This window comes from Galbibacter mesophilus, from assembly GCF_023721415.1.
GTDB lineage: Bacteria > Bacteroidota > Bacteroidia > Flavobacteriales > Flavobacteriaceae > Galbibacter > Galbibacter mesophilus.
The window spans coordinates 904,883-929,237 of sequence record NZ_JAMQVC010000002.1 but is presented as its reverse complement, the minus strand read 5'-3'; the positions used below and the strand labels follow the sequence as shown (position 1 = coordinate 929,237).

Below are 24,355 nucleotides of genomic sequence, written 5' to 3'. Positions count from 1 at the left end.
TTAACAATTCTTCGTTAATAAAATGTTAAGGGTCGCTTGCAAAAGCGACCTTTTTGTTTGTATTTTTGGCGCGAACGCAAAATTAATCTTACAATTTTTCAACTTATTAACAATGAAGAAATTACTTCTACTAGCATTGTTGGTTTTATTTGCTGCAAGCACTGGCTTTGCGCAAGTAACAACGGCAAACATGAAGGGTATGGTTACCGATACCCAAAACGAACCACTTCCTGGAGCCAGCGTAGTGGCCATTCATACCCCGACTGGGACCAAGTATGGTGGTGCTACAAATTTCGATGGAAGGTTTAATCTTTTAAACCTTAGAATTGGAGGCCCTTACACCATCACCGTTTCTTACATTGGTTTTCAATCTCAAGAAATATCTGATGTTTATTTAGATCTTGGTGAAACTACAGAACTAGACGTTGTAATGGCCGATGATAGCCAACAACTGGATGAAGTAATTGTTACTGGCGACAGCAGCGGTACTTTTGATGGTGATCGCACTGGAGCTGAAACGAACGTGGGAAGAAGAGAGCTTACCCGCTTACCAACCATTTCTAGGTCTGCGCAGGATTTTACTAGATTAGAGCCTTCTGCTGCAAGCGATGGTTCTTTTGGAGGTAGAAACGATCAGTTTAACAATTTCTCTTTGGATGGGGCTATCTTCAACAATCCATTTGGTCTGGATGCAGCTACTCCTGGTGGACAAACAGATTCCCAACCTATTTCCTTAGACGCTATTGAGCAAATTCAAGTATCCGTAGCGCCTTACGATGTTACACAATCTGGATTTACAGGTGCTTCTGTAAATGCGGTAACTAAAAGTGGAACTAACGAATTTTACGGTACAGTGTATGGTTTCTTCAGAAATGAAGACATGACCGGCGGTAAAATTAATGGCGAAGATGTAATTAAGCCTAAATTAGAGCAGAATCAGTACGGTATTAGTATCGGTGGTCCAATTGTTAAAAACAAACTTTTCTTCTTTACTAATTTTGAAAAGGATGAAAGAACGGATTTAGGTTCACAAGGTTGGATTCCAAATACCGGATCGGGCGCTGTAAATGAGTCAAGAGTTCTTGAAGATGATTTAATGGATGTTCGAGATGCTTTAGCCCTTTATGGCTATGACACGGGAAGGTATGAAGGATTTACTTATGGAGCAGAATCTACAAAGGGGATTTTTAAGCTTGACTGGAATATTACTGATGACCACCGTTTAGCGTTTATCTACAACTTTCTAGACGCTTACAAGGAAAAACCAGCACACCCAACAGCAATTACTTCAAGGGGCCCTAATTTTACTACCCTTCAATTTGAAAATTCTGGATATAGAATTAACAATAAAATCAATTCTTTTCAAATAGAATTAAACTCTACAATCTCCGATAAGATTGTGAATAAATTACAGTCGGGTTATACACATTTTGATGATTTCAGAAATCCATTATCTACACCTGCACCTGTTATTACTATTCAAGACGGAAGTGGTTCTAATTATATTATTGCAGGTCACGAACCTTTTTCAGTAAATAACAAATTAGACCAGAAAGTATATCAAATTACCAACAATACCAATATTTTTCTAGGTGATCATAACTTAACCATTGGTTTTGCTTTAGAGAAATTTGAATTTAAAAATTCCTTTAACTTAACAGCTTACGATAATTTTGGAGCTGGGGGAAACTATTATGGTAATTTTAGGCCTTATCCTAGTGTTGGAGCATTCTTGGCTGATGCAGGTGACCCAAATGGAGGTTTAGCTCAAAACTTAGCATACGCCCAAAGCGTTTTTGAACAAAGTAATGCTGCAGGAGATGGTAACGATGGTGGTTGGAAGTTGGCAGAGTTAAATGTAGGTCAGTTATCTTTTTATGCTCAAGATGAATGGAATATTGTAGACGATTTTAAGGTTACTTATGGTGTTCGTTTTGACAAGCCTCTATATTACAATACAAGCGATTTAATTCAGAAATATATTGATACTGATAATGGAGCAAACAGGGATACATCTATTCCATATTATGACCCTGAAACAGGAGAAGAAGTATTTTTGGAGTCTACTACTTTGCCTAATAACGATTTCTTAATTTCTCCACGTTTAGGGTTTAATTGGGATGTTAAAGGAGACAACACCTTCAAGCTTAGAGGAGGAACTGGAATTTTCACAGGAAGATTCCCTTTTGTATGGTTAGGAAACCAAGTAAGTGGTGCTGATGATGGCTATTTCCAGATTGTAGATCCAGATTTTAAATGGCCACAAGTATGGAGATCCAGCTTAGGAGCGGATTATAGGTTTGAAAATGGTTTGGTATTGACAACCGATTTGTCCTATACCAAAGATGTAAATGGTATGCATGTACAAAATTGGGGACTTAGAGATCCTAGCCAAAATTTAAATGCACCAGGCGACAACCGTGAGCGTTATGCCGACAGCGATAGAGGTAATAATGCATATGTATTTACAAATGATGATCAAGGCAGGGTTATTAATGCTACGTTTAAAGCGCAAAAAATGTTTGAAAATGGTTTGTATGCGAGTTTGGCATATAACTACCTAGATGCAAAAGATGTGAACTCAATTGAGGCAGAAATTACCGGAGACGCTTTTGATTTTAATCCGGTAGTAGGAAATGCGAACCGTGCGGTGCTTTCCCCGTCTAAATACGGAGACACTCACCGTTTTGTTGGGATTCTTTCAAAACAGTTTAAATATGGAAAAGATAAGTGGGCAACAACCATTTCGGCCTTTGGTGAATTTGCTCAAGGAGGAAGATTTAGTTACACCTACGCAAACGGTTTTCCTAACGGGAATGTTAACAACGATGGTGTAGGACAAAACAATGATCTTATCTACATCCCTACTTCTGAAGAAGTTCAACAAATGCAATTTACGGGAAGTGCTACGGAGCAAACAACGCAAGCGGCAGCTTTGGAAGCATTTATTCAGCAGGATGATTACCTAAATGACAACAGAGGGGATTATATGGAGCGTTATGGAGCTTTATCTCCTTGGAGAAGCCGTATAGATTTGAAGTTGCTTCAAGATTTTAACTTCAAAGTGGCTGGAGATAAAACTAATACTATTCAGTTTAGCATCGATATTTTAAACTTTGGAAACCTGTTGAATTCCAACTGGGGAGTTATAGAAGTGCCTAGAAATCAGTTCCCTATTTCTGTAGCTTCTGTAGATGCAAACAATGTGCCTACATATAGTTTCGACCCGAGTTTAACAGAAACATTCATTCCTTCTTCCAATATTACTTCAAGATGGCAAGCACAAGTTGGTTTGCGTTATATCTTTAACTAATTAGAAGGTTTCTCTTTAAAAAGGAGAATTCATAAATTTTATTATAAAAAGGCTATGCACTCCGCATAGCCTTTGTTATTTTTGCAAAATTATTATTTCAATAGGAAAAATTAGTTAGGTGAAATATAGAAGACTTACAAAAGAGCAGTTAGAAGAAATGCACCCGGAATTTATTAATTTCTTGGCAACACAATCTATAACTGCAGATGAATGGAAGGATATAAAAACCAACAAACCCGAAGTCGCCGAAGAAGAAATTGATGTTTTTAGCGATTTGGTTTGGGAAGGAGTTTTAGGCAAGGTGGAGTATTTGGAAAATATCTCTGATGCAGAAATGCATTTGTTTCATCTTGGAAATAAAGAAATGGGACTTATTGCTGTTAGAGTACATCAGCCAGGTGTTAATTTAACTACGGAAGCTGGATTCGATTGGTTTAAAAAGAATTTCCTAACCGATGCAGTGGAAATGATGACCGCCAAGAAGGCCTATTCCGAAGACCCTAATAAAGATAAATTTGAGTTGATTGAAAAAGGAGCAGTTATTACCAAAGGTGAATTATTCCGCTACTTTGATGATATTATTGAGATAGAATAGTATTAAGTCTAAAGTTAAAAGTGCAAAGTTAAGAGTTAGGTGTTATTAAAAATTCATTTAATTAGCTCTTATTGTTTTTAACCTTGCTGTCAGGCTGTCCCGAAGCTTCGGGAGTCGAAGTCCGTAACGGAACCTTATTTTGTTCTAAATAATAAACCAAAACCCAAAACCCAAAAAATAAAAATGGCACAAAAACCAGGCATACCAAAAGGAACGAGAGATTTTACCCCACAGGAAGTAGCAAAACGTAATTATATCATAGAAACGGTAAAGAAACATTTTGCTTCTTTTGGTTTTATGCCTATTGAAACGCCTAGTTTTGAGAATTATGACACCTTGATGGGAAAATATGGTGAAGAAGGGGATCGGTTAATTTTTAAGATTTTGAATTCTGGAGATTTCCTGTCTAAAGTCAACGATGAATTATATGCTAAAAAGGAAGCAACATCATTAACACCTAAAATTTCAGAAAAAGCATTGCGGTACGATCTTACCGTTCCTTTCGCACGTTATGTGGTGATGCACCAAAATGAAATTGAATTGCCATTTAAGCGCTATCAAATTCAGCCTGTATGGCGTGCCGATAGGCCTCAAAAAGGAAGGTTTCGTGAATTCTTTCAGTGCGATGCCGATGTGGTTGGCTCCAATTCACTGTGGCAAGAGGTGGAATTTGTACAATTGTACGATGCCGTTTTCAACGATTTAGGACTAAACGGCGTAACCATTAAAATGAATAACCGAAAAATCCTTTCTGGAATAGCGGAAGTTATTGGAGCAAAAGATAAACTCATAGATTTTACCGTAGCTTTGGATAAGTTGGATAAAATCGGTGAAGATGGTGTGAAAAAAGAAATGCTTGAAAAAGGCATCAGTGAAGTGGCTATTGAAAAAGTTCAACCACTTTTCTCTTTTGAAGGAACAAATGTTGAAAAACTAAATAGCTTAGATGAACTTTTAAGCACTTCGGAAGAAGGAAAAAAAGGAGTGGAGGAACTTCGTTTTATAATTGATGCAATCCATACACTTGGTTTACAGCAAGCGGCTTTAGAAATAGATGTTACTTTAGCTCGCGGACTAAATTACTACACCGGAGCCATTTTTGAAGTAGCGGCGCCTGCAGAAGTGCCCATGGGTTCTATCGGTGGTGGTGGTCGTTATGATGATCTCACCGGCATATTCGGACTAAAAAACGTGAGTGGTGTTGGAATATCTTTCGGTCTGGATCGTATCTATTTGGTGCTGGAAGATTTGGATCTATTTCCAAAGACGGTTTCTGAAACTACCAAAATTCTATTTTTGAACTTTGGCGATAAGGAAGCCATGTACTGCATGCAAGCAGTTAAGAAACTTCGTGAGAATGGAATAAAAGCCGAACTTTATCCAGATAGCGCTAAAATGAAAAAGCAAATGAATTACGCCAACAAGCGCGAAATTCCCTTTGTAGTTCTGGCCGGTACCAAAGAAATGGAAGAAGGCATTTATACCCTAAAAAATATGCAAACCGGTGATCAGGAAGAGGTGGATGCTAATGCAATGACCGAGAAACTCACGAAATACATATAAGAAAATTAAGTATCTTTAGTAAGTATTCAAGGCAACCCTAAAATTTGCCCTTAAACTAAAGATCTAGTGAAAAATTCTCATTCCCGTACCTCCCAAGACCAAGATGAACTTAGCAGGGAAGCCTATCCAAAATTGTCTGATTCGTTTCTTCAACTAATTGAAAAATATGGTGAAGAAGTACAAATTGATAAAGGAAGCATTTTTTTTGATGTCGGACAGGATTGCTACGATTTCGCCTATGTTAAGAAGGGTGCAATCAATATCGTTGATCGCTCGAACGATAAAACCGTAGTTCAGATTAAAGAAGGACATTTTCTTGGTGAGATAGGTATGTTAATGGGACAAAAAACTTTTCTCGCCGCAATTGCAGATAAGTCTTCGGTGCTTTTAAAAATTCCTCAAGAAAAAATAATAAACCTTGTAAGAGTTAATCCAGAAATTGGGGACGTAATTGTTAATGCCTTTGCCGCTAGAAGACGCCTGCTCATGAAATGGGGTGAAGGTGGTGTCGTGGTAATTGGAAAGGAGATAAGAAAAAAAACATCTCAACTTATTGAATTTCTTAGCCGTGGTAAAATTCCCTTTCGCTTTATAGACGAGCAGGATTCTGAACGTTTAAATGAATTGAAACAGAAATGTCATCATGTTCCAAGGGCAGAAACGGTCGTGGTAATTGGGCATACTACGGTAATATGTGATCCAAGTCCGCTTGAATTGGCCAATGCACTAGGCTTGGATTTAGTTTCAGATACCGATACTCTTTTTGATGTTTTAATTGTAGGGGCAGGTCCCGCCGGACTTGCAGCTTCCATTTATGGAGCAAGTGAAGGTTTAAAAGTATTGGTTGTAGAAGACACAGCTATTGGCGGTCAAGCCGGTACTTCTTCAAAAATTGAAAATTATTTTGGGTTTCCAACGGGTATTTCAGGAGGAGACCTGGCATATAAAGGAGAAATTCAGGCAATAAAATTTGGAGCAAGGATTACTACACCGAGACGAGCAACCAGTTTAGAGAAGAAAGATGAAATATTTCATTTAGGATTAAATGACGAGCGCTGCGTTCGTGGAAAGTCCGTTATACTTGCTAACGGGGTGCAATATCGCCGCTTACCTCTGGATAGATTGGAATATTTTGAAAATAGAGGCATTTACTACGCCGCCACCGATCTAGAGGCGAAATATTGCACAGATAGCAATGTGGTAGTTGTGGGTGGAGGTAATTCTGCAGGACAAGCAGCTATGTATTTGTGCGGTTTTGCCAAACATGTGTATGTTGTTGTAAGGGGAGAAGGATTGAGTGCTACCATGTCTTCTTACCTCACCAATAGAATTGAACAAGATAACCGTATTGATTTAATTACTCATGCCGAAATTTGTGAGATTGAAGGGAGTGAGAATCTTGAGCGTGTGAAAATAAAAAACAATTCTAACGGAGAAACTATAGAAATTGAATCAAAAGCTTTGTTTATCATGATAGGCGCTGTACCTAATACCAATTGGTTGAACGGTGAAATTTGTTTGGATGACAAAGGTTTTGTTTGTACTGATAAAGATGCTGATAACGAGGCATTAGCTTTTGAAACTTCCTTACCCGGGGTGTATGCCGTTGGTGATATTAGAAGTGGCTCTGTAAAACGCGTAGCTTCAGCGGTAGGGGAAGGCTCAGTAGTGATTTCTTCAGTTCACAAATACCTCAGTAAAACGGCTGTAAAATAGCTAAAAAGCGAGATTTAGTATTTGCTAATCAGTTCGTCTATGTAGCACCATAACCAACGTTCATTTGGTTCTGCAGAACCAATTACAGGATGATTTTCTGCAATAGCGTGTTGTCTAGCATGTTTATTGGGCGAACTATCACAGCAAAGGGTGACACCACAGGTTTGACAGGTTCTTAAATGAACCCAATCGTCACCTGTTTTAATACATTCTTCGCATTGGTAGGAGGTAGATTTCTTTACCTCGTTAATTACTTTTAGGTGATTACATTTTTTTACTTTAAAAGCCATGTTTAAAGATAGTTAAAGTTTATCGTTTTGTGTGTGGCGAAATCTATTTAGAATTAATTATTTTTAAAACAACCAAAAAAAGATTTGCTATGTACATTAAAAGAAACATTGGCTGGGGTATGATTTTACGGTACAGCTGGAAGAATTTAATTTTCTTTTCGCTTTATGCCACCGCTATTTTTGCAGTTTATTATTTTCTTCAGTTTAAATTTATAGATATTCCATTTCAGCCTTTAAGTGTTATAGGGATTGCGGTAGCCTTTTATATAGGCTTTAAAAACAGTCAGAGTTACGATCGTTTTTGGGAAGGAAGGAAAATATGGGGCGGTATTGTAAATTATAGCCGTACTTGGGCCATTCAAGTGCTGACTTTTGTAAAAACTGATGATGCTGAATATGACAAGAAAATGCACACACAAATGATTCATAGACATATAGGCTGGCTCAATGCCCTGCGTGTTCAATTAAGGCAACCAAAATCTTGGGCAATTAAAGAAAACCCGATGGTAGAAAAGGTTTTTGACAAACATCAAGAGCGTAATATTTCCTGTAATGAAGCCTATAACTATGTTAGTATGAGGGAATTTAGCGACCTGAAAAAGCGAGTAAACCCAGCTACACATTTAGTGAAAAACCAAGCAATTGATGTTTCTACATTGAGAAAAAAAGGAGTTTTGGATGGTTTTCAGGAAGATCAAATGCAGTCTGTTTTAGAAGAATTCTACAATCTTCAGGGGATGTGTGAACGAATTAAGAACACGCCTTTCCCTAGGCAGTATGGGTATTTTTCTAAGGTTTTTACTTGGATTTTCGTATTGCTTTTGCCATTTGGTCTTTTAGATGTTTTTGAAGATGACGCTTCTACCGTTTCCGGAGCCATTAGTGATTGGTATATTTTTCTGATGATTCCGTTTACGGTGTTGATTGCTTGGATTTTTCTTACCATGGAAATGATTGGCGACAATAGCGAAGATCCTTTTGAAGGACGTATAAATGATGTCCCGATGACCGCGCTTTGTCGAACCATTGAGATTGATCTACGGGATATGCTCGATGAGAGCGACCTTCCCGATCCTGTGCTTCCAAAAGATAATATTCTTTATTAATTAAAATTTAGGTTTTTAGGCTTTAATATTTCCGTTAGAAAACTTTATGATTTTATTTGAACTAATCAGTCCATAATTAAATACCTTTACAGTGGGAGAGTTGATACTGCGTTGAAAGTTATGCTCATTACAGTGTGTCGCAGTCGCTTTCCTAATCAAAAAATAACGATGTAAATCTCATTCAGTGAGAGGACATTTAATCAAAAAAAATCAAAAGAAAATGGAAAAATTTAATGACAAGGTAGTTTTAATTACTGGAGGAACAAGCGGAATAGGTAAAGCCACCGCACAGCAATTTATAGAACAAGGCGCAACCGTTATTATTACGGGTAGGCATCAAGATACGGTGGATCAAACGGCAAGAGAATTAGGAGAACGCGGACACGGTGTTGTAGCCGATTCTAGTTCGATTTCCGATCTAAAAAAGCTAGCTGAAACGGTAAAATCCAAAACTGGAAAAGTAGATGTTCTTTTCGTAAACGCAGGTTACGGTAAATTTGCTCCTATTCCTGAAATAGACGAAGAGCACTATAGCCAACAGTTTGATGTATTGGTGAAGGGTTCCATCTTTACAGTTCAATCTATTTTACCACTTATGGGCGAAGGAAGTAACATAATCTTGAATACTTCCGTAGTAACAGAACAAGGAATGCCAGGAGCATCGGTTTATTCTGCGGCCAAATCGGCAGTGCAATCGTTGCTGAAAACATTTGCTGCGGAATTATCTGAACAGAAAATCCGCGTGAATGCGGTTAGTCCTGGACCGATAGAAACCGATTTCTTTAATAAAACCGGAATGAACGATGAAGAACAAGAAGGTTTTGCAGAAACGGTATTGGATAAAGTGCCTATGAAAAGATTCGGTAAGTCCAAGGAAATAGCGGATGCCGTATTGTTTCTAGCTTCAGAAAATGCATCTTATATTCATGGTACAGAAATTTATATAGATGGTGGTATGGTTCAGTTTTAATAATTGAATATACATAACGAGATAAATTATAGATAAGTGGGGCGGGAATTTGTTTCCCCCTCACTATTTTTGCATATAAATTAATTTACAATGGCACGGAAAAGAGAATTTAATGAAACGGAGGTTTTGGAAATTGCGAAAGATTTATTCTGGAAGAAAGGATATAATGCGGTTTCCACCCAAGATTTGATTAGTGCCTTTGGAATTAGTAAATCGAGCATGTATGGGGCTTTTAAGGATAAAAAAAGCCTATTTATCCTAACACTTAGGCATTATATTGAAAATACTTCTGCCAAGATGATTGCCATATTAGAGCAGAGTACTTGTTTTTTTCCTACCATGGAGAATATTTTAAACCAGCTTATCCAAGAAAACCTTGGTGATGCCGATAGTAAAGGTTGTTTTATTGTGAATACGGCTATTGAATTAGCGCCACATGACACCGAGATTTTAAAACTTGTTCAGCAAAATAGAACGAATATCATTTCAGCCATTACCAAAGCCATTCAAAAAGGTATGGATACCGGTGAACTCTCGGCCAGTAACAATCCAGAAGCCTTAGCGCATTATTTTTATACGCTAATTAGCGGTTTAAGAGTAGAGGGGAAAGTTACAAAGGACGCTGCAAGCTATCAGGATACCTTGCAAATTGCGTTGTCTGCTATTGCGGTTTCTTCCTGAAAATATGTAGTTTACAAAATATAATGTCATACTTAGGTTAAATGGTTATATCCTCTCTCACTCCTAAATATGGAATCTCCATAACCTTTTCTTCAAAATTATCTTTATAACGCGATCTGGATTTAATACGCGTTTTATAGGAATAAATTGTGGAAACCGAAAGATCAAAAAAACTGGCTATTTGATTGCTGTCTTGAATCCCCAGCCGGTATAAAGCATAAATTCTTAATTCCGTGTTTAATAACTCATTGCCTTTCTTGTGTTCTTGTTCTTCATCAAAAAATTGGTTGAAATCATTTATAAACGTGGGAAAAAGCTGTAGGAATATCTCATCAAATTGATTGAAGAGATTTTTACGTTCTTCTTTGGTGTTATACGTATTTAGAATGCGCAAAGCATCATCCATTTTTTTAGATAAAATCTTTTGTTGAACACTCTTTTTGAGCGTATTTATTCTTTTTATAAGGTCGGAGGTAGATTGTATAAAATAGGTAATATATTCTTGCTTTATGGCATCCAATTCCCTCAGCGAACTATTTAGTTTAGCTAATTGATTATAAGAGGTTTGTAGTTCTTTTCTAGATCGATTTCGAGACTTTAATTGTTTGAAAATGATAACCAGTAAAATGAGCACGGCTATGGATAGAACTGTCAAAATTATAACAATTCTTTCCAGAACTTTGTTATGTCGCTCCATGTTATAAAGTTGAGCTTTTTCAATAATAGGTAAGATGCTGGAAATTTGTATTTTTCTATGTCGAGCATTATAAAAAGTGGCATCATCCATGGCTAGATGAATGTACTTATTGGCGCGTTCCAAATCGTTAACCTTATAAAGTTCAAAAGCTAAATTACGCAAGGCGGTAGTTTCCTTCGTGGCAAATTTTATGTCTGCTATCGCTGCTTTAGCAAAATATTCAATGGCCTTTTCCGGGTTGTTTTGTTCGGCATAAATATAGCCAAGACTAGACGTAGCAATACCGAGATATTTAGACGATAATTGGTAGTTATTTATCCAATTCTCAAAAACGGTTCTGGCTGCATTTAAGTCTTGTTTTTTTAACGCCAACAAACTTTTCGCATACCAATAGTCGTTGGTATTTTCGGTTGCAAATAATAAGGCTTTCTCTAGGTAACGATTGCCTTTCTGTGTATAAAGAACCGTAAATCTGCTATCCCTATTATAGTCGGATAAATCAAAATAACTTCTGGCTTTTACGCTGTAATACTTAAATTTTTGCTTGTGGGTTAGGGTAGTGGTATCAATATTATTCAGCGTATCTATAGCTTCTTTAAAGAGGCCAGAAGATAACAGAATAAAACTTTCATTGATACGGACGTTGCTTAAAAGGGTATCATTTTTTTGTTTAAGCGCAATAGACTTGGCTTTTTCCAAATAAAAGTAAGCCGAATCGTATTTAAATTTGCTGTATTCCTTAAACAAATCTATATATGTTCCATATAATTTTTTCGTATTACCCGATACAGTAAACTGATTTACATTTTTTTTTAGCTTTCCAATTTCCTGGTGTTTTAACTGAACGAAGTAAGTAGAATTTTCCAGTTCTTCATCTAATTTATCCAGTGTATTTTCATATGATTGTGCACTAACAAATAGAGAGCTTAAGATAAAAAGTAGTACGGCAATTAATGGCTTCAATGGTTGGTGTTTTATATACTATTAATATAATAGTTGCTAAAATAAGATAGTTTTGCTCATAATTATGCTAAAAATCTATCTAAAACGCAAAAACACGCTAATTTAATACTTCTATTGCGTCTTGATTTTAAAAAGGCCAGTAATTGGTTAATGGTCTTATTTTCAATATCTTAAATTCAATTATAATTAATAATTATCTTGATTTTTTTCTTACTTTTTTTTAATGCTTGTTCTTAAACGTACTTTCGGAAAAGCTTGAGTTAAGTTGAGAAGAAAAGGGCTTTCCATAAAGGTCTTAAACATTAAAAACATTAATTTAAAAAATAGTTAGCTGAATCAATGGATTAAGTTTAACGGAAAGCCTTCTCAATTTACTCACTTAGTGAGATTTATAATTCTTCGTACCGTAAACGCCCTCAATTATCAACTTACATTTCTTCACAAACAAAACCGTAAGAATGCAATAGGTTTTCAATGGATGCTTTCTTCTTTTCTTCCATTTCTACACGCAATATTTTATCACGGTCTTCGAGATCAAAATTCCAAGCATTGTTGGGTTTTAAAAGATTGTTTAAAGCCGGACTTAGGTTTTTAATTTCTATTTTTCTTTTCACGGAAGTTTTAAATACATAGATACCTTTCATTTTTTAAACATATTATCAGAAGATTTTAAAAATGATTTGAATGAAAATCCTAGCAAGCAATACGCTTGCTAGGATTGTTTCAATTATCGCTCCCAAAAAAATGGAGGTTCTATACCAAGGCTTCTTAAATAAACATAGGCTTGCCCGCGGTGGTGAATTTCATTGTCGATAAAATAGAGAATAGAGCTAATAACGGTTCCTTCATATTCTCCAAAAAGTTTAATATTTTTAGAGAAATCTTCGTCCTTTAACTGTTCCCAATAGGTATTAATGGCTTCCGTATCCTTGTCCCAAAGGGCTAGTAGGTATTCTTTTTTGTTTCCGTGGTCGAAGTGTTCTTTTAATTTTTCGGTGTTTCCAACCACAATTTCTTTCATTCCTGGCGCAGCTATTCCAAGAAGCTCCATGGTAAGTTCTGCAAATGTTCGCATCCCGCCGATGCTGTGGGTAAAGAATTCTTTTTCGGGAAATGCTTCAATCGTTCTTCGGGTTAAGGCCCGGTGCCCTTGCCAATGTGCCAGTAATTCTTCCGAAGTAAATACAGTTGTTCTTTTTTCAATAGTGTTCGAATTTTCCATAATGATAATTTTTACTGATTAATGTTTCTGAAACCAAAAGTAATAGCGGGGTGTGACAACTGTTTGTCAGTAGCCAATTCTGAAAAAGTGTTAAAATAAATTTTTCTATAAATGAAGATGACTTCAGAAATTAATAATCTGCGAGGTATACGTTAACAAACGTATATTTTGAGGTCCTGGAAGTGTCCGAATACGTTGTATAACGTGTATTTTGAAGTTTTGGACGTGTCCAGATACGTTGTATAACGTATATTTTGAGGTTCTGGACGTGTCCGGATAGGTTGTATAACGTATATTTTGAGGTCTTGGACGTGTCCCGATAGGTTGTATAACGTATATTTTGAGGTTGTAGGACGTATCCCGATACGTTGTATAACGTATATTTTGACATCTTGAACGTGTCCAGATAAGTTTAATAACCTAAACTGTAAGGTTTTAGACCTCGCCAGACAGGTCTAACAACGTATCTCGTTGTATTTTAAACGTCATGAAATAGGTAAACAACCTATCGCATTCAGTAAAGAACCCTGAAATATGGGAGATGTAAACGTTATAATACATCTCAGATAGTGAATAAGCTCTTGCTCAGTTGACAAAAACAGTATCTTTGGGAAGGGAATTCTAGAGGATATGACCGACAACACCTTAAAAAAATTTGACAGAATTGTAGCCATTCTCATTCAGTTACAATCCAAGAAAATTGTTACAGCCCAAGAACTTGCCGACCGTTTTGGGGTGAGTTTACGCACCATTTACAGAGACGTACGAACTTTGGAAACTTCGGGAGTGCCTATAATTAGTGAAGCTGGAACGGGGTATAGTATTATGGAAGGATATCGTTTACCTCCCATAATGTTTACCAAAGAAGAGGCCAGTAGTTTTATTGCTGCCGAAAAATTAATGCAACAGTACACCGATGCTTCTTTGGGGAAGTATTTTGAAGCGGCCATGTTTAAGATTAAATCTGTTTTGAGGGGAAGTGAGAAAGATTGGATGAGTTCCTTGGCGTCGCAAATATCCATTTATCCCACCCAAGAACTTTTCAATAAAGATGTACCCAACGCCTTGGAGATTCTCTTCGGTGGTATTGCTGAAAAAAAGCAGGTGTTTTTGGTGTATGAAGCTTTGCACGCAACGTCTTATACGGATAGATGGATAGAGCCTGTAGGTTTATTCAATGAAAATGGATTTTGGTACATCATGGCATATTGCCATCTTCGGAAGGATTACAGACAATTTCGCACGGATAGAATTAAAAAGATTTCTACAACGCAAAAATCATTTGTGCTAGAGCACGAACCACTGGAAAGTTTTCTTCAGAAAGAAGCCAATCAAATAAAAACAAATGTAATTATTCGGGTGGACAAGAAAGTAGCTCGGTATCTCAGTCATAATCTTTCCTACTACGGATTAGTTTCAGAAAAAACAGTGGGTAATGAAGTCGAGATGGAATTTAATACCGTCGATATGGAAAACCGATTTGCCCGATGGTATTTAATGTTTGCTGATTATGCTACTATCGTTCAACCTGAAAGCTTAAAACAGCGTATTAAAGAAATTATTAGACAGGCAGGGGAGCGGTTGTCTTAATGTACTCCTCGTAGTTTTACAGGCAAAGGTTTCTAGGTTGTTAGCCTACATTATGGGTAAAACTTACTATCTTTAAATTCAACCCTTTTTTCAATTGAAATATGGAAAATATGAAATGGATTTATAGTAGTAGTGACCCGCTTTTGCAAACCATCGGCGGAAGTGTTTTGATTTTTATTGCAGTAATCTTTTTAACACGTATAATTGGGTTACGGTCGTTTGCCAAATTTACGGCATACGACTTTGCTTTTACCATTGCCATAGGAAGTATTATTTCTTCTACCTTGACTTCCAGTACTTCCATCGCACATGGTTCTGTGGCCGTAGGCGCTTTGTTATTACTTACCTTTATTGTCTCTTATTTACAGCGAAAATTTCGATGGATAAATAAATTGATATCCAATAAACCTTTGTTATTAATGAACGGAAGTGAAATTTTGGAAGATAATTTAAAATATGCACGGGTTGAAAAATCACAACTCATAGCAAAACTACGGGAGGCAAACGTGCTGGATTTTAGCCAAGTGAAGGCCGTGGTATTGGAATCAACAGGAGATATTTCCGTATTGCATACCACAGAAAACGAAAGTAATTCTTTAAGTGATAGTTTGTTGGAGGGTGTTCGAGAAAAACCCTAAAAATGTACTAGTCTTGCGCAATTGTCTTTAGCACCCGATGCAAACTACGCACGTTGATTCCTAAATAGTTGGCAATATCCTGTTTTGCAATCTCTTGAATTAAATTAGGGTAGTGCTCCATTAAACGTTTTACATTATCCTCTAAAGTATGCGACTGATTGTACGCATGGCGAACGGCAGTATAATTTAGTTTGTTTGCCAATGCTTTTAAAATAAGTGAATTAAAGGTAGTGTCAGTTTCCAAAAGTTCCTTAAAATAAGTAGTTTCTATTTTATAAACTTCTAATGTATTAACGGCTTCAATACAGCAAAAGCTCAGTTTCTCGTTGATGGCTTCGAGTTCTCCAAATATTTCACCTTCCCCAAAGAATTCTTGAATGAATTCCACTCCGTTATCTTCTGTCAGATAACATTTTGCGAGTCCGCTTTTAATTATAAACACCGAAGAAACCCGTTTCTTTTGCCCTAACACCACAGTTCTGGGTGCATACTGGCAACTTTCAATGGTACCTTCTGAATGTTGCAAGAGATGTTTTGTGATATAGTGTAAGAGATTCGCGTTTTTTCGTATCATTTTTTGGCGTCGGACAAATGTCCTTTTTAAATCCTAAAACAAAGTCTTTCTTTGTACCAATTATATGCGCAAAGATATTTAATACGGATGAGCTTCTTAAAAAATACCCTTTCAAAATACAATACACACCCTATTTACAATCTAAAGTTCGCAATGGTATGTTCTAGTTCGTTATTGTTTTCTGCTAGTTACAATATGCTCATACCCGAGCTTCCCGCGTACTTAAGTTCGATGGGAGGCGCCAAGTATATCGGACTCATCATCGCGCTTTTCACCTTGACGGCTGGAATTTCAAGACCTTTTAGTGGAAGACTAACCGATACCGTTGGGCGCGTGCCTGTAATGGTATTTGGAGCTTTGGTATGTGTTTTCTGCGGCTTTCTCTATCCCGTTTTACATTCTGTTTTCGGGTTTTTGTTACTTCGTTTACTCCATGGATTTTCAACAGGGTTTAAACCCACAGCTACATCGGCCTATGTAGCAGATATTACACCGCAGCCCTCGTTGGGGGAGGCAATAGGAATGCAAAGTCTTTTTTACAGTACGGGAATGGCGCTGGGGCCAGCCGTGGGAAGCTTTATAAAACTTACCTATTCCTACGATGTGCTGTTTTATTCCTCTTCGGTGTGTGCCTTTCTTTCCATGCTTATTATCGTAAACATGCCGGAAACACTTCAGCCTAAAAAGAAATTTTCATGGTCGCTACTTAAAATTACCAGAAGGGATATTATTGCTTTGGAAGTAATGCCCGCTGCTATTGTAACATTCCTGTTCTATAGCTCTTTAGGGGTGATATTAACCCTCATACCAGATTGGACCGCCCATTTGGGGATTGCCAATAAAGGGCTGTTCTTTATTGTATTTACAATAGCCTCCCTAGTGGTTCGATTTTTATCGGGAAAAGCTTCGGATAAATATGGACGTACGGTAATTATTAAATTAGGATTAATAATTTTAGCTATTGCCATGGCAGTTATTGGGATGGCTTCATCCTATTTTATATTTATCGCTGGCGGAATTTTATACGGAATCGCGATGGGAGTGGTTTCTCCATCATTAAACGCATGGACCATTGATATGAGTCATAAACACGCTCGGGGAAAGGCCGTTGCAACGATGTACATTGCTCTGGAAGCAGGAATCGGACTCGGAGCATTGTTTTCGGGTTGGTACTATCAAAAACGAACCGAAGTAATTCCCAACGCCATGTTTGTAGCCGCTGGAATTGCATTAATTGCGCTTGCCTATATCTTTAAAAGAACCTCGAGATAGGTGGAAGACAGGAGACTGAAGACTGAAGACGGAAGACAGGAGACGGATGCGGGAAGTTTAAAGAGTTTTTCAAGTCATTTCGAAGCTGACCGAAGGGAAGACAGAGAAATCACATTATATTTTGAATAACTGGATGCGATATCTCCCGATGGTCGATATGACCTTAGAAGATTGAAAAGTTTCTAGTTTCTATCCGAACAACTAGCAGAGAATAACGAATAACGAATAACGAGCAACGGGCAACGGACAACGAGAAAACTTTGCACCTTAACAACTCCACGACTTAACAAATCAACAATAAAAAAAGTCCGTTGGCGCAAACCAAACGAACTTCTTTATCTCTATAAATATTTAAACGAAAGACTATCTATTTTTTAAATACGCTTTCAAATCATCATAATTTTTGATGGCATGTGCTTTTTTCTCTTTGCCAAGAACTGCTTTTATTTGCTCTGGGATAGGCACTTTAACATCTAAAGTTTCTTCAACTACATCCAAGAATTTAACAGGATGCGCTGTTTCTAGGAAAACACCAAGGGTTTCCGGTGCTGCCTTTTGAAATTTTTTTAGTCCCATATAGCCTACAGCACCATGCGGATCAGCAACATATTTAGATTCCCCGTAAATCTCTTTCATGGTCTTTCTAGTATCTTCATCAGTATAACTAAAAGATGAAAACAACTGATTGAGCGCTTCAAAATTATTATCAAACAACGTTTGGATACGGATGAAATTACTTGGGTTTCCAACATCCATTGCATTGGAAATGGTTTGTTTAGAAGGCTTAGGGTTGTATTCTTGGGTAGCCATGTATTGCGGAACTGTATCATTTATGTTGGTGGAAGCCACAAAATGTTTTACCGGCAATCCTAATTTATAGGCCATCATTCCAGCACAGATATTTCCAAAATTCCCACTAGGAACGGAAAAAACGAGCTCTTTTCCTTCCGCTTTTAACTGTTTATAAGCAAAAAAGAAGTAGAACATTTGAGGCAGCCAACGTGCCACATTAATGGAATTGGCAGATGTAAGATTTTCCTCGGTCAATTCGGCATCTAGAAAAGCGGTTTTCACCATGTCTTGACAATCATCAAAAACACCATCTACTTCCAAAGCAGTAATATTTTTTCCTAGGGTTGTTAATTGTTTTTCTTGAATATCACTAACTTTTCCGCTAGGATATAGAATAACAACTTCCACACCCTTAACCCCAAGAAAACCGCTGGCTACCGCACCACCTGTGTCTCCAGAAGTGGCTACCAATACTGTAACGGTTTCTTCTTTTTTATCTCTATTGAAATAGCCCAAACAACGCGCCATAAAACGTGCGCCTACATCTTTAAATGCCATTGTGGGCCCGTGAAACAGTTCAAGCGAATACACATTTTCTTCTACTTTCACTGTAGGAAAATCAAAACACAAAGTATCTTGAATTATTTCCTTTAAAACATCAGTTGGAATTTCATTATTTACGAATTGTTCAATTACTTTAAAAGCAATTTCTTCATTGCTGTAATTTTCAATATTATCAATAAAATCACTTTCCAGCAGTTTTATTTCATTTGGAAAATAAAGTCCTCTATCGGGTGCTATGCCTCTTACAACCGCTTCTTCGAAGCTAGTTTTAGCATTATTTTTAGTGTCGTTAAGACTGTAATAGTTCATCTATGTATAATGTTTTCTTAAAGGATTTTCACCCCTTCAGTATTTATTTTTGAAACGTGGATATCGTAATCCACTCCGAAATCTTTATAAACTTCTGCCATGGCTTCGGCAGCTTTTTTTGCAATATCTTCTCCTTTTGATAAAGCAAAAATTGAAGGCCCAGAGCCGGAAATACCACTTCCGAGTGCACCGGCATCTTTAGCTGCCTGCTTTACTTTATGGAAACCCGGAATAAGCGGACTACGCATGGGTTCTACAATTTCATCGTGCAAGCAACGGGATAGGAGTTCGTAATCTTCAGTATAAAGAGCGCTAACCAAACCTGCTAAATTTCCCCATTGAATTATGGCTTTTTTTAGTGGAATGGTTTGTTTGATTACCGAACGCGCATCGGCTGTTTTTACTTCAATTTGAGGGTGAATAACGGTTGCATAAATCTCTTTCGGACTATGGAGTTTTATTACCTCAAAAGGCTCATAGCCTTTTACGAGCGTGAATCCACCGAGGAGGGCAGGGGCTACATTGTCTGCATGTGCCGCTCCGCTGGCCAATTCCTCTCCAAGCATGGCAAATTCCACGAGCTTTTCTTTGGTGAAGGGTTCGCCAAGTAATTTATTCACTCCAAAAACCGCTCCGGCGGCACTGGCAGCGCTGCTACCAATACCACTTCCCGGTTTTATTTTTTTTATGATTTCGATTTCAAAACCAAATTCGGTTTCTATCTCTTTCAAAAGAGCCAAAACGGCAACACCAGCAACATTTTTTTCGGTTTCCAGTGGTAAATCTTGGCCTGTTATTTTGGTAATTCTAACGCCCTTTTCCTTGGTTTTTCGAACCAGCATCTCATCTCCGGTACTGTCAAGACATAGCCCGAGTACATCAAAACCACAAGAAACATTGGCGATGGTAGCTGGACAAAATAGTTTAATCTCGTTCATTATAGGCGCCGTTAAAAATTACCAATTCTTATAATGTCTGCAAAAATACCAGAAGCAGTAACATCTGCGCCGGCACCTGCTCCCTTGATGATAAGCGGTTGCTTCACATATCTTTCCGTAAAGAAAAGAACAATATTGTCGCTTCCCTCTAAATTATAAAATGGATGATCTTTCGGGATGTGTTGTAATCCAACTTTTGCTTTTCCGTTTTCAAACTGCGCTACATATTTCAGTCGGCAATCCTTATCGGCTGCGGCTTTGTAAATACCATCAAAATGCTCCTTATGCTTCACTAAAGTTTTATAAAAATCCTCCACATTATCCGTATCTAAGCTTTCCTGCGGAAGGAAAGAGTCATTTTCAATTTGTTCAATATCCAATTCATTTCCACTTTCACGAGCAAGAATTAAAATCTTTCGCATTACATCAATACCACTTAAATCAATTTTAGGGTCTGGCTCGGTATATCCTTCTTCCTGTGCTTGTTTTACAACTTCATCGAAATTGGTACTGTCATTAAAATTATTGAAAACAAAGTTTAAACTTCCTGATAATACTGCTTGTATTTTAGTGATTTTATCACCGGAAGCAATTAAGTTCTTCAATGTATCAATAATTGGCAATCCTGCACCCACGTTGGTTTCAAACAAGAAAGGAGCGTTGTATTTTCTAGAAAGTTCCTTTAAATGGACATAATTTTTGTAAGGTGACGATGCTGCAATCTTGTTACACGTTACTACGGAAATACTATCATTTAAATAGCTAGCATAGGTGTTGGAAACAGCTTCATTGGCAGTGTTGTCTACAAAAATACTGTTTCGAAGATTCAGTTCTTTTACCTTACTGAAAAATTTATCTAATCCAGTTTCTTCACCATTTTCCAATTGCTCTTTCCAATTTTTAAGATCGAGACCATTATCATTAAAAACCATTTTACGTGAATTGGACAAAGCAACCACACGTATATTTAGTTTTAATTGCTTTTTTAGGAATTTACGCTGTTTTTCAATTTGCGCTAAAAACTTTTCACCAACGTTACCAACGCCCATTACGAACAAGTTCAATTGCTTCACATTATCTTCGAAGAATTGTTCGTGCAGCGTATTCAATGCCTTTTTTACATCATTTTTATTGATAACGGCCGAAATATTTCTTTCTGAAGCACCTTGCGCAATAGCACGAATGTTTACATTATTCTTACCCAATGCGCTAAACATGCGTCCGCTTAACCCTTGATGACTCTTCATGTTATCGCCCACCAATGCTACAATGGCAAGATTATTTTCAACCACCACCGGATTTATTTTCTTTAGGGTCATTTCATATTCAAAAGCCATTTCCAATGCACTTTTCGCTTTTTCGGCATCTTCTGAAGCAACTCCAATACATATAGAATGTTCTGAAGAAGCTTGCGTAATGAAAACAACACTTACTTTAGCTTGAGAAAGTACTTCAAAAAAACGTTTTGAAATACCGGGAATACCCACCATACCACTTCCTTCCAAGGAAATAAGCGAAATACTTTCTACATGACTGATGCCTCGAACAGCACGTTCTTTTCCATTTGTATTTTTGGTGATAAGAGTACCTTCTTCTTCTGGTGCAAAAGTATTTTTTATATGAATAGAAATCCCTTTGGAAAGTACCGGTTGAATGGTTGGCGGATATAAAACTTTGGCGCCAAAATGAGACAATTCCATCGCTTCTTCATAAGAAATATGCGGAATTGCAAAAGCCTGTTTTACCAATTTCGGATTGGCAGTGTACATACCGCTTACGTCTGTCCATATTTCCAATGTTTTAGCATTGATGGCCGCAGCGTAAATGGCCGCGGTATAGTCTGATCCTCCTCGACCTAAAGTGGTGGAGTCCCCTTTTGCGGAAGAAGCTACAAAACCAGGCGCAACAATAACTTGGTAAGAAACCGTTCCAAAGTAATTTTCACAAAGCTCATTGGTCGTTTTATAATCTACTGCAGCTTTTCCAAAATTGTCATTGGTCTTTATAAGAGTTTTACTGTCTTTATGAACGCTATCCAGTCCTTCCTTTAAGAAATATTCATTAATAATAAATGATGACAATTGCTCACCAAAACCAACAATTTTATCCAATAGTTTTGGTGTAGTTTCCCCAATAAGAAATGCACCTTCAAGTAATGTTTCCAAAACATTGAGTTCTCTTTTTACATTGCTGATGACTTTGCTTTGGTTATTTATTTCGATAAGTGCCTGTGCAGTGGAAATATGTTTCTCTTCAATTTCCTGTAAGACATTTTTATAAGCTTCATCTTGAGCGGCGGCCAACAAAGATGCTTTCACTAATAAATCGGTTACACCACCAAAAGCAGATACCACGACAATAGCTTTTTCTCCTTTGGATGCATTGGCCACTATATTTTTAACCTTTTCTATATTCTCTGCATTGGCAACGGAAGAGCCGCCAAACTTTAATACTTTCATTTAAATAAAATTTACAATTCTTTAATTCAGTTTTGATTATGTCTATTGGTATTGTCTTTACTCGTTAATTACCCATTGCGGGTTTCATTTGTTAGTTTTTATAATTTAAATTTCTCCAGCAATTAGTTGGCGCTGGAAAGTAAGAACATTATTTTTTGTTTGATCGATTTGTGGCATTTGTTATTCAATGCATTCTATTCGATTAAAACGCCTAAAATGCTGTTTTGTTTGTTTTTAAAACAAATATAAGTACGGACGATATGTAAAATGTTATACCCCAAAAGGGGTAATAATAGTAGTGTTACGAATAATGGTAATAATAGACAGAATTCCCGTTGGGAATGTAGAAATGGTATATGTGCTATTATTTTTTTGCATTACTTACTCGTTGTAGATGCCAAATGTAGTACTTTTATAGTACTAAAAAAACAAAAAGATAATTATTGAGAATTTAATAATTTAACTAAAGAATTGTTATAAAATGAAAATTTTTTCGATTGAACAAATACGTTTAGCTGATAAATTGACAATCGAACGGCAACATATCACTAGCGATGCCTTGATGGAAAGGGCTGGTGTTGCCATTTTTAACTGGATAAAGCAACAGTTACCTACAAAAGAAGTGAAAATTAACATTTTTTGTGGAATTGGTAATAATGGAGGGGACGGTTTAGTAGTCGCCAGGCATCTATTGGAGCAAGGATATAATATTGAAGTATACGTAGTAAATTTTAGTGATAAACGTTCGAAGGATTTTTTACTGAATTTCGATCGGATTAAAGAACTAAAATTATGGCCCAAATTACTATCACAAGACACAGAAATTCCGAACATTAGTTCTCAAGATGTAGTCATAGACGCCATTTTCGGCATTGGTCTTAATCGTCCAGCAGATGATTGGGTGGCCAATTTAATTAATGAAATCAATACAAGTGGTGCTTTTGTACTCTCTGTTGATATTCCCTCTGGGTTGTACATGGATAAGGTGCCTTCTGAAAAGGATGCTGTAATTGAAGCCGACTTTACACTCACTTTTCAACTTCCAAAGTTGATATTTCTACTACCGGAAACAGGGAAATACACGCGATATTGGGATATTTTGGATATTGGTCAGGATCCGAAATTTTTAGAGGAAGAAGAATCCAACATGGTTTATGTTGATAAAAAGGATGTTTTAAGTTTTTACAAATCCCGTAGTCGATTTTCCCATAAGGGTACATACGGACATGCTTTGGTAATTGGCGGTAGCCACGGGAAAGTAGGCGCTGTATTAATGAGTAGTGAAGCGGCACTGCACGCTGGGGCCGGACTGGTAACGGCATTTGTTCCTGAATGCGGTTATCAAACTTTACAAACTGCCTTTCCGGAAGCCATGGTGCTTACCGACGAGGAAGAAAATTTTGTAACTAAAATTGATTACGACATAGAACCTTCCGCAATTGGAATAGGTCCTGGTATGGGAACGCATGAAAAAACTGTAAAAGCAATATCTAATTTCCTTCGGAAGAACAAAAAACCAATGGTAATTGATGCGGATGCGCTTAATATTATAGCTGAAAATAATGATTTACTTACTTATTTAAACGGGAAAGCAATTTTAACCCCGCACCCTAAAGAATTGGAAAGGCTGATTGGTAAGTGGAACGATGATTTTGAAAAGTTGGAAATGGTAAAGAGTTTTTCTAAGGATTATAATTTAGTAATGGTTGTAAAAGACGCTTACACTGCTGTAGTTTATGGAGATCAGCTGTTTTTTAATTCTACCGGTAATCCGGGGATGGCTACAGGAGGAAGCGGAGATGTGTTAACAGGAATTATTACCGGATTGGTAGCACAGAAGTATTCATTACTACAAGCAGCGATTCTAGGAGTTTATATTCATGGAAGGGCAGGCGATCTTGCTGTGATGCGATCGGGAGTAGAGGCTTTAACGGCGACTGATATTATTGATTTTACAGGTGATGCATTTTTAGATTTACATAAAAAAAATAGAAGTGATTATCAGGAAAACCCGAGCTAAGCTTCATAAAACACAACAATTAGGTTAATTATATGAATTTCCTTGGATTTTTATAGCTGAATAAAGAATTTTGACCGATTATA

Annotated in this window: 20 protein-coding genes; 12 read left to right on the top strand and 8 right to left on the bottom strand. The window is 37.1% G+C overall.

The features are described 5' to 3' along the window. Positions 1 to 112: 112 nt before the first annotated feature. The 4 genes from NDQ75_RS10795 to NDQ75_RS10780 all read left to right on the top strand — a co-directional run bounded on the left by NDQ75_RS10795 (position 113) and on the right by NDQ75_RS10780 (position 7,187). Positions 113 to 3,313 (top strand): TonB-dependent receptor, encoded by a 3,201-nt coding sequence (locus tag NDQ75_RS10795; protein WP_202027486.1) that lies wholly within the window; start codon positions 113 to 115, stop codon positions 3,311 to 3,313. A 118-nt stretch (positions 3,314 to 3,431) separates the two neighbouring features. Continuing rightward, the gene (locus NDQ75_RS10790) at positions 3,432 to 3,908 is read left to right on the top strand and encodes a DUF6495 family protein (protein ID WP_202027485.1); all 477 of its coding nucleotides are present in this window, start codon (positions 3,432 to 3,434) and stop codon (positions 3,906 to 3,908) included. Positions 3,909 to 4,091: 183 nt separating this feature from the next. Continuing rightward, a complete protein-coding gene (gene hisS, locus NDQ75_RS10785; protein ID WP_202027484.1) occupies positions 4,092 to 5,471 on the top strand; it encodes a histidine--tRNA ligase in 1,380 nt (459 codons plus the stop codon). Positions 5,472 to 5,537: 66 nt separating this feature from the next. Beyond that, complete coding sequence (locus NDQ75_RS10780) at positions 5,538 to 7,187, top strand: FAD-dependent oxidoreductase (protein ID WP_202027483.1); 1,650 nt, start codon at positions 5,538 to 5,540, stop codon at positions 7,185 to 7,187. A gap of 14 nt (positions 7,188 to 7,201) precedes the next feature. Here NDQ75_RS10780 and NDQ75_RS10775 read toward each other — a convergent pair whose 3' ends face one another. Then, positions 7,202 to 7,477: a UBP-type zinc finger domain-containing protein gene (locus tag NDQ75_RS10775; RefSeq protein WP_202027482.1), complete on the bottom strand. Its 276-nt coding sequence runs from the start codon at positions 7,475 to 7,477 to the stop codon at positions 7,202 to 7,204. Between the two features lie 89 nt (positions 7,478 to 7,566). Between NDQ75_RS10775 and NDQ75_RS10770 the strand changes: the two genes are divergently transcribed. The 3 genes from NDQ75_RS10770 to NDQ75_RS10760 all read left to right on the top strand — a co-directional run bounded on the left by NDQ75_RS10770 (position 7,567) and on the right by NDQ75_RS10760 (position 10,234). Beyond that, positions 7,567 to 8,583, top strand: coding sequence for a bestrophin family protein (locus tag NDQ75_RS10770; protein ID WP_202027481.1), 1,017 nt, complete (start codon positions 7,567 to 7,569; stop codon positions 8,581 to 8,583). A 220-nt stretch (positions 8,584 to 8,803) separates the two neighbouring features. Then, positions 8,804 to 9,553 carry an SDR family oxidoreductase gene (locus NDQ75_RS10765; RefSeq protein ID WP_202027480.1) on the top strand — a complete coding sequence of 250 codons (750 nt, stop codon included), beginning with the start codon at positions 8,804 to 8,806 and terminating at the stop codon, positions 9,551 to 9,553. Positions 9,554 to 9,643: 90 nt separating this feature from the next. Next, on the top strand, positions 9,644 to 10,234 hold the full coding sequence (locus NDQ75_RS10760; RefSeq protein WP_202027479.1) for a TetR/AcrR family transcriptional regulator: 591 nt from the start codon (positions 9,644 to 9,646) through the stop codon (positions 10,232 to 10,234). Positions 10,235 to 10,271: 37 nt separating this feature from the next. Here NDQ75_RS10760 and NDQ75_RS10755 read toward each other — a convergent pair whose 3' ends face one another. The 3 genes from NDQ75_RS10755 to NDQ75_RS10745 all read right to left on the bottom strand — a co-directional run bounded on the left by NDQ75_RS10755 (position 10,272) and on the right by NDQ75_RS10745 (position 13,116). Next, positions 10,272 to 11,894: a DUF6377 domain-containing protein gene (locus NDQ75_RS10755; RefSeq protein ID WP_202027478.1), complete on the bottom strand. Its 1,623-nt coding sequence runs from the start codon at positions 11,892 to 11,894 to the stop codon at positions 10,272 to 10,274. A gap of 428 nt (positions 11,895 to 12,322) precedes the next feature. Further along, complete coding sequence (locus tag NDQ75_RS10750) at positions 12,323 to 12,538, bottom strand: hypothetical protein (protein WP_202027477.1); 216 nt, start codon at positions 12,536 to 12,538, stop codon at positions 12,323 to 12,325. An 83-nt stretch (positions 12,539 to 12,621) separates the two neighbouring features. After that, a complete protein-coding gene (locus NDQ75_RS10745; RefSeq protein WP_202027476.1) occupies positions 12,622 to 13,116 on the bottom strand; it encodes a DinB family protein in 495 nt (164 codons plus the stop codon). A 630-nt stretch (positions 13,117 to 13,746) separates the two neighbouring features. Here NDQ75_RS10745 and NDQ75_RS10740 point away from each other — a divergent pair. Together NDQ75_RS10740 and NDQ75_RS10735 are read left to right on the top strand one after the other, a co-directional pair. Then, on the top strand, positions 13,747 to 14,706 hold the full coding sequence (locus tag NDQ75_RS10740) for a helix-turn-helix transcriptional regulator (RefSeq protein ID WP_202027475.1): 960 nt from the start codon (positions 13,747 to 13,749) through the stop codon (positions 14,704 to 14,706). A 110-nt stretch (positions 14,707 to 14,816) separates the two neighbouring features. After that, positions 14,817 to 15,344: a DUF421 domain-containing protein gene (locus NDQ75_RS10735; RefSeq protein WP_202027474.1), complete on the top strand. Its 528-nt coding sequence runs from the start codon at positions 14,817 to 14,819 to the stop codon at positions 15,342 to 15,344. A gap of 7 nt (positions 15,345 to 15,351) precedes the next feature. Here NDQ75_RS10735 and NDQ75_RS10730 read toward each other — a convergent pair whose 3' ends face one another. Then, positions 15,352 to 15,918: a Crp/Fnr family transcriptional regulator gene (locus tag NDQ75_RS10730; protein WP_202027473.1), complete on the bottom strand. Its 567-nt coding sequence runs from the start codon at positions 15,916 to 15,918 to the stop codon at positions 15,352 to 15,354. A gap of 87 nt (positions 15,919 to 16,005) precedes the next feature. Between NDQ75_RS10730 and NDQ75_RS10725 the strand changes: the two genes are divergently transcribed. Both NDQ75_RS10725 and NDQ75_RS15925 read left to right on the top strand, forming a co-directional pair. Beyond that, the gene (locus NDQ75_RS10725) at positions 16,006 to 17,190 is read left to right on the top strand and encodes an MFS transporter (protein WP_242513621.1); all 1,185 of its coding nucleotides are present in this window, start codon (positions 16,006 to 16,008) and stop codon (positions 17,188 to 17,190) included. Beyond that, positions 17,191 to 17,319 (top strand): hypothetical protein, encoded by a 129-nt coding sequence (locus NDQ75_RS15925; RefSeq protein ID WP_262895535.1) that lies wholly within the window; start codon positions 17,191 to 17,193, stop codon positions 17,317 to 17,319. Between the two features lie 234 nt (positions 17,320 to 17,553). On the opposite strand, the gene thrC is transcribed toward NDQ75_RS15925, so the two are convergent. From thrC to thrA, 3 genes are read right to left on the bottom strand one after another with little or no spacing between them, the layout of a single operon-like run. Next, positions 17,554 to 18,855: a threonine synthase gene (gene thrC, locus NDQ75_RS10720; protein ID WP_202027472.1), complete on the bottom strand. Its 1,302-nt coding sequence runs from the start codon at positions 18,853 to 18,855 to the stop codon at positions 17,554 to 17,556. 17 nt (positions 18,856 to 18,872) lie between these two features. Further along, entirely contained in the window at positions 18,873 to 19,793 is a 921-nt protein-coding gene (locus NDQ75_RS10715) for a homoserine kinase (protein ID WP_202027471.1), read from the bottom strand. 11 nt (positions 19,794 to 19,804) lie between these two features. After that, on the bottom strand, positions 19,805 to 22,252 hold the full coding sequence (gene thrA, locus NDQ75_RS10710; protein ID WP_202027470.1) for a bifunctional aspartate kinase/homoserine dehydrogenase I: 2,448 nt from the start codon (positions 22,250 to 22,252) through the stop codon (positions 19,805 to 19,807). Between the two features lie 481 nt (positions 22,253 to 22,733). Here thrA and NDQ75_RS10705 point away from each other — a divergent pair, with 481 nt between their 5' ends. Beyond that, positions 22,734 to 24,272: an NAD(P)H-hydrate dehydratase gene (locus tag NDQ75_RS10705; protein WP_202027469.1), complete on the top strand. Its 1,539-nt coding sequence runs from the start codon at positions 22,734 to 22,736 to the stop codon at positions 24,270 to 24,272. Positions 24,273 to 24,355: the final 83 nt, after the last annotated feature.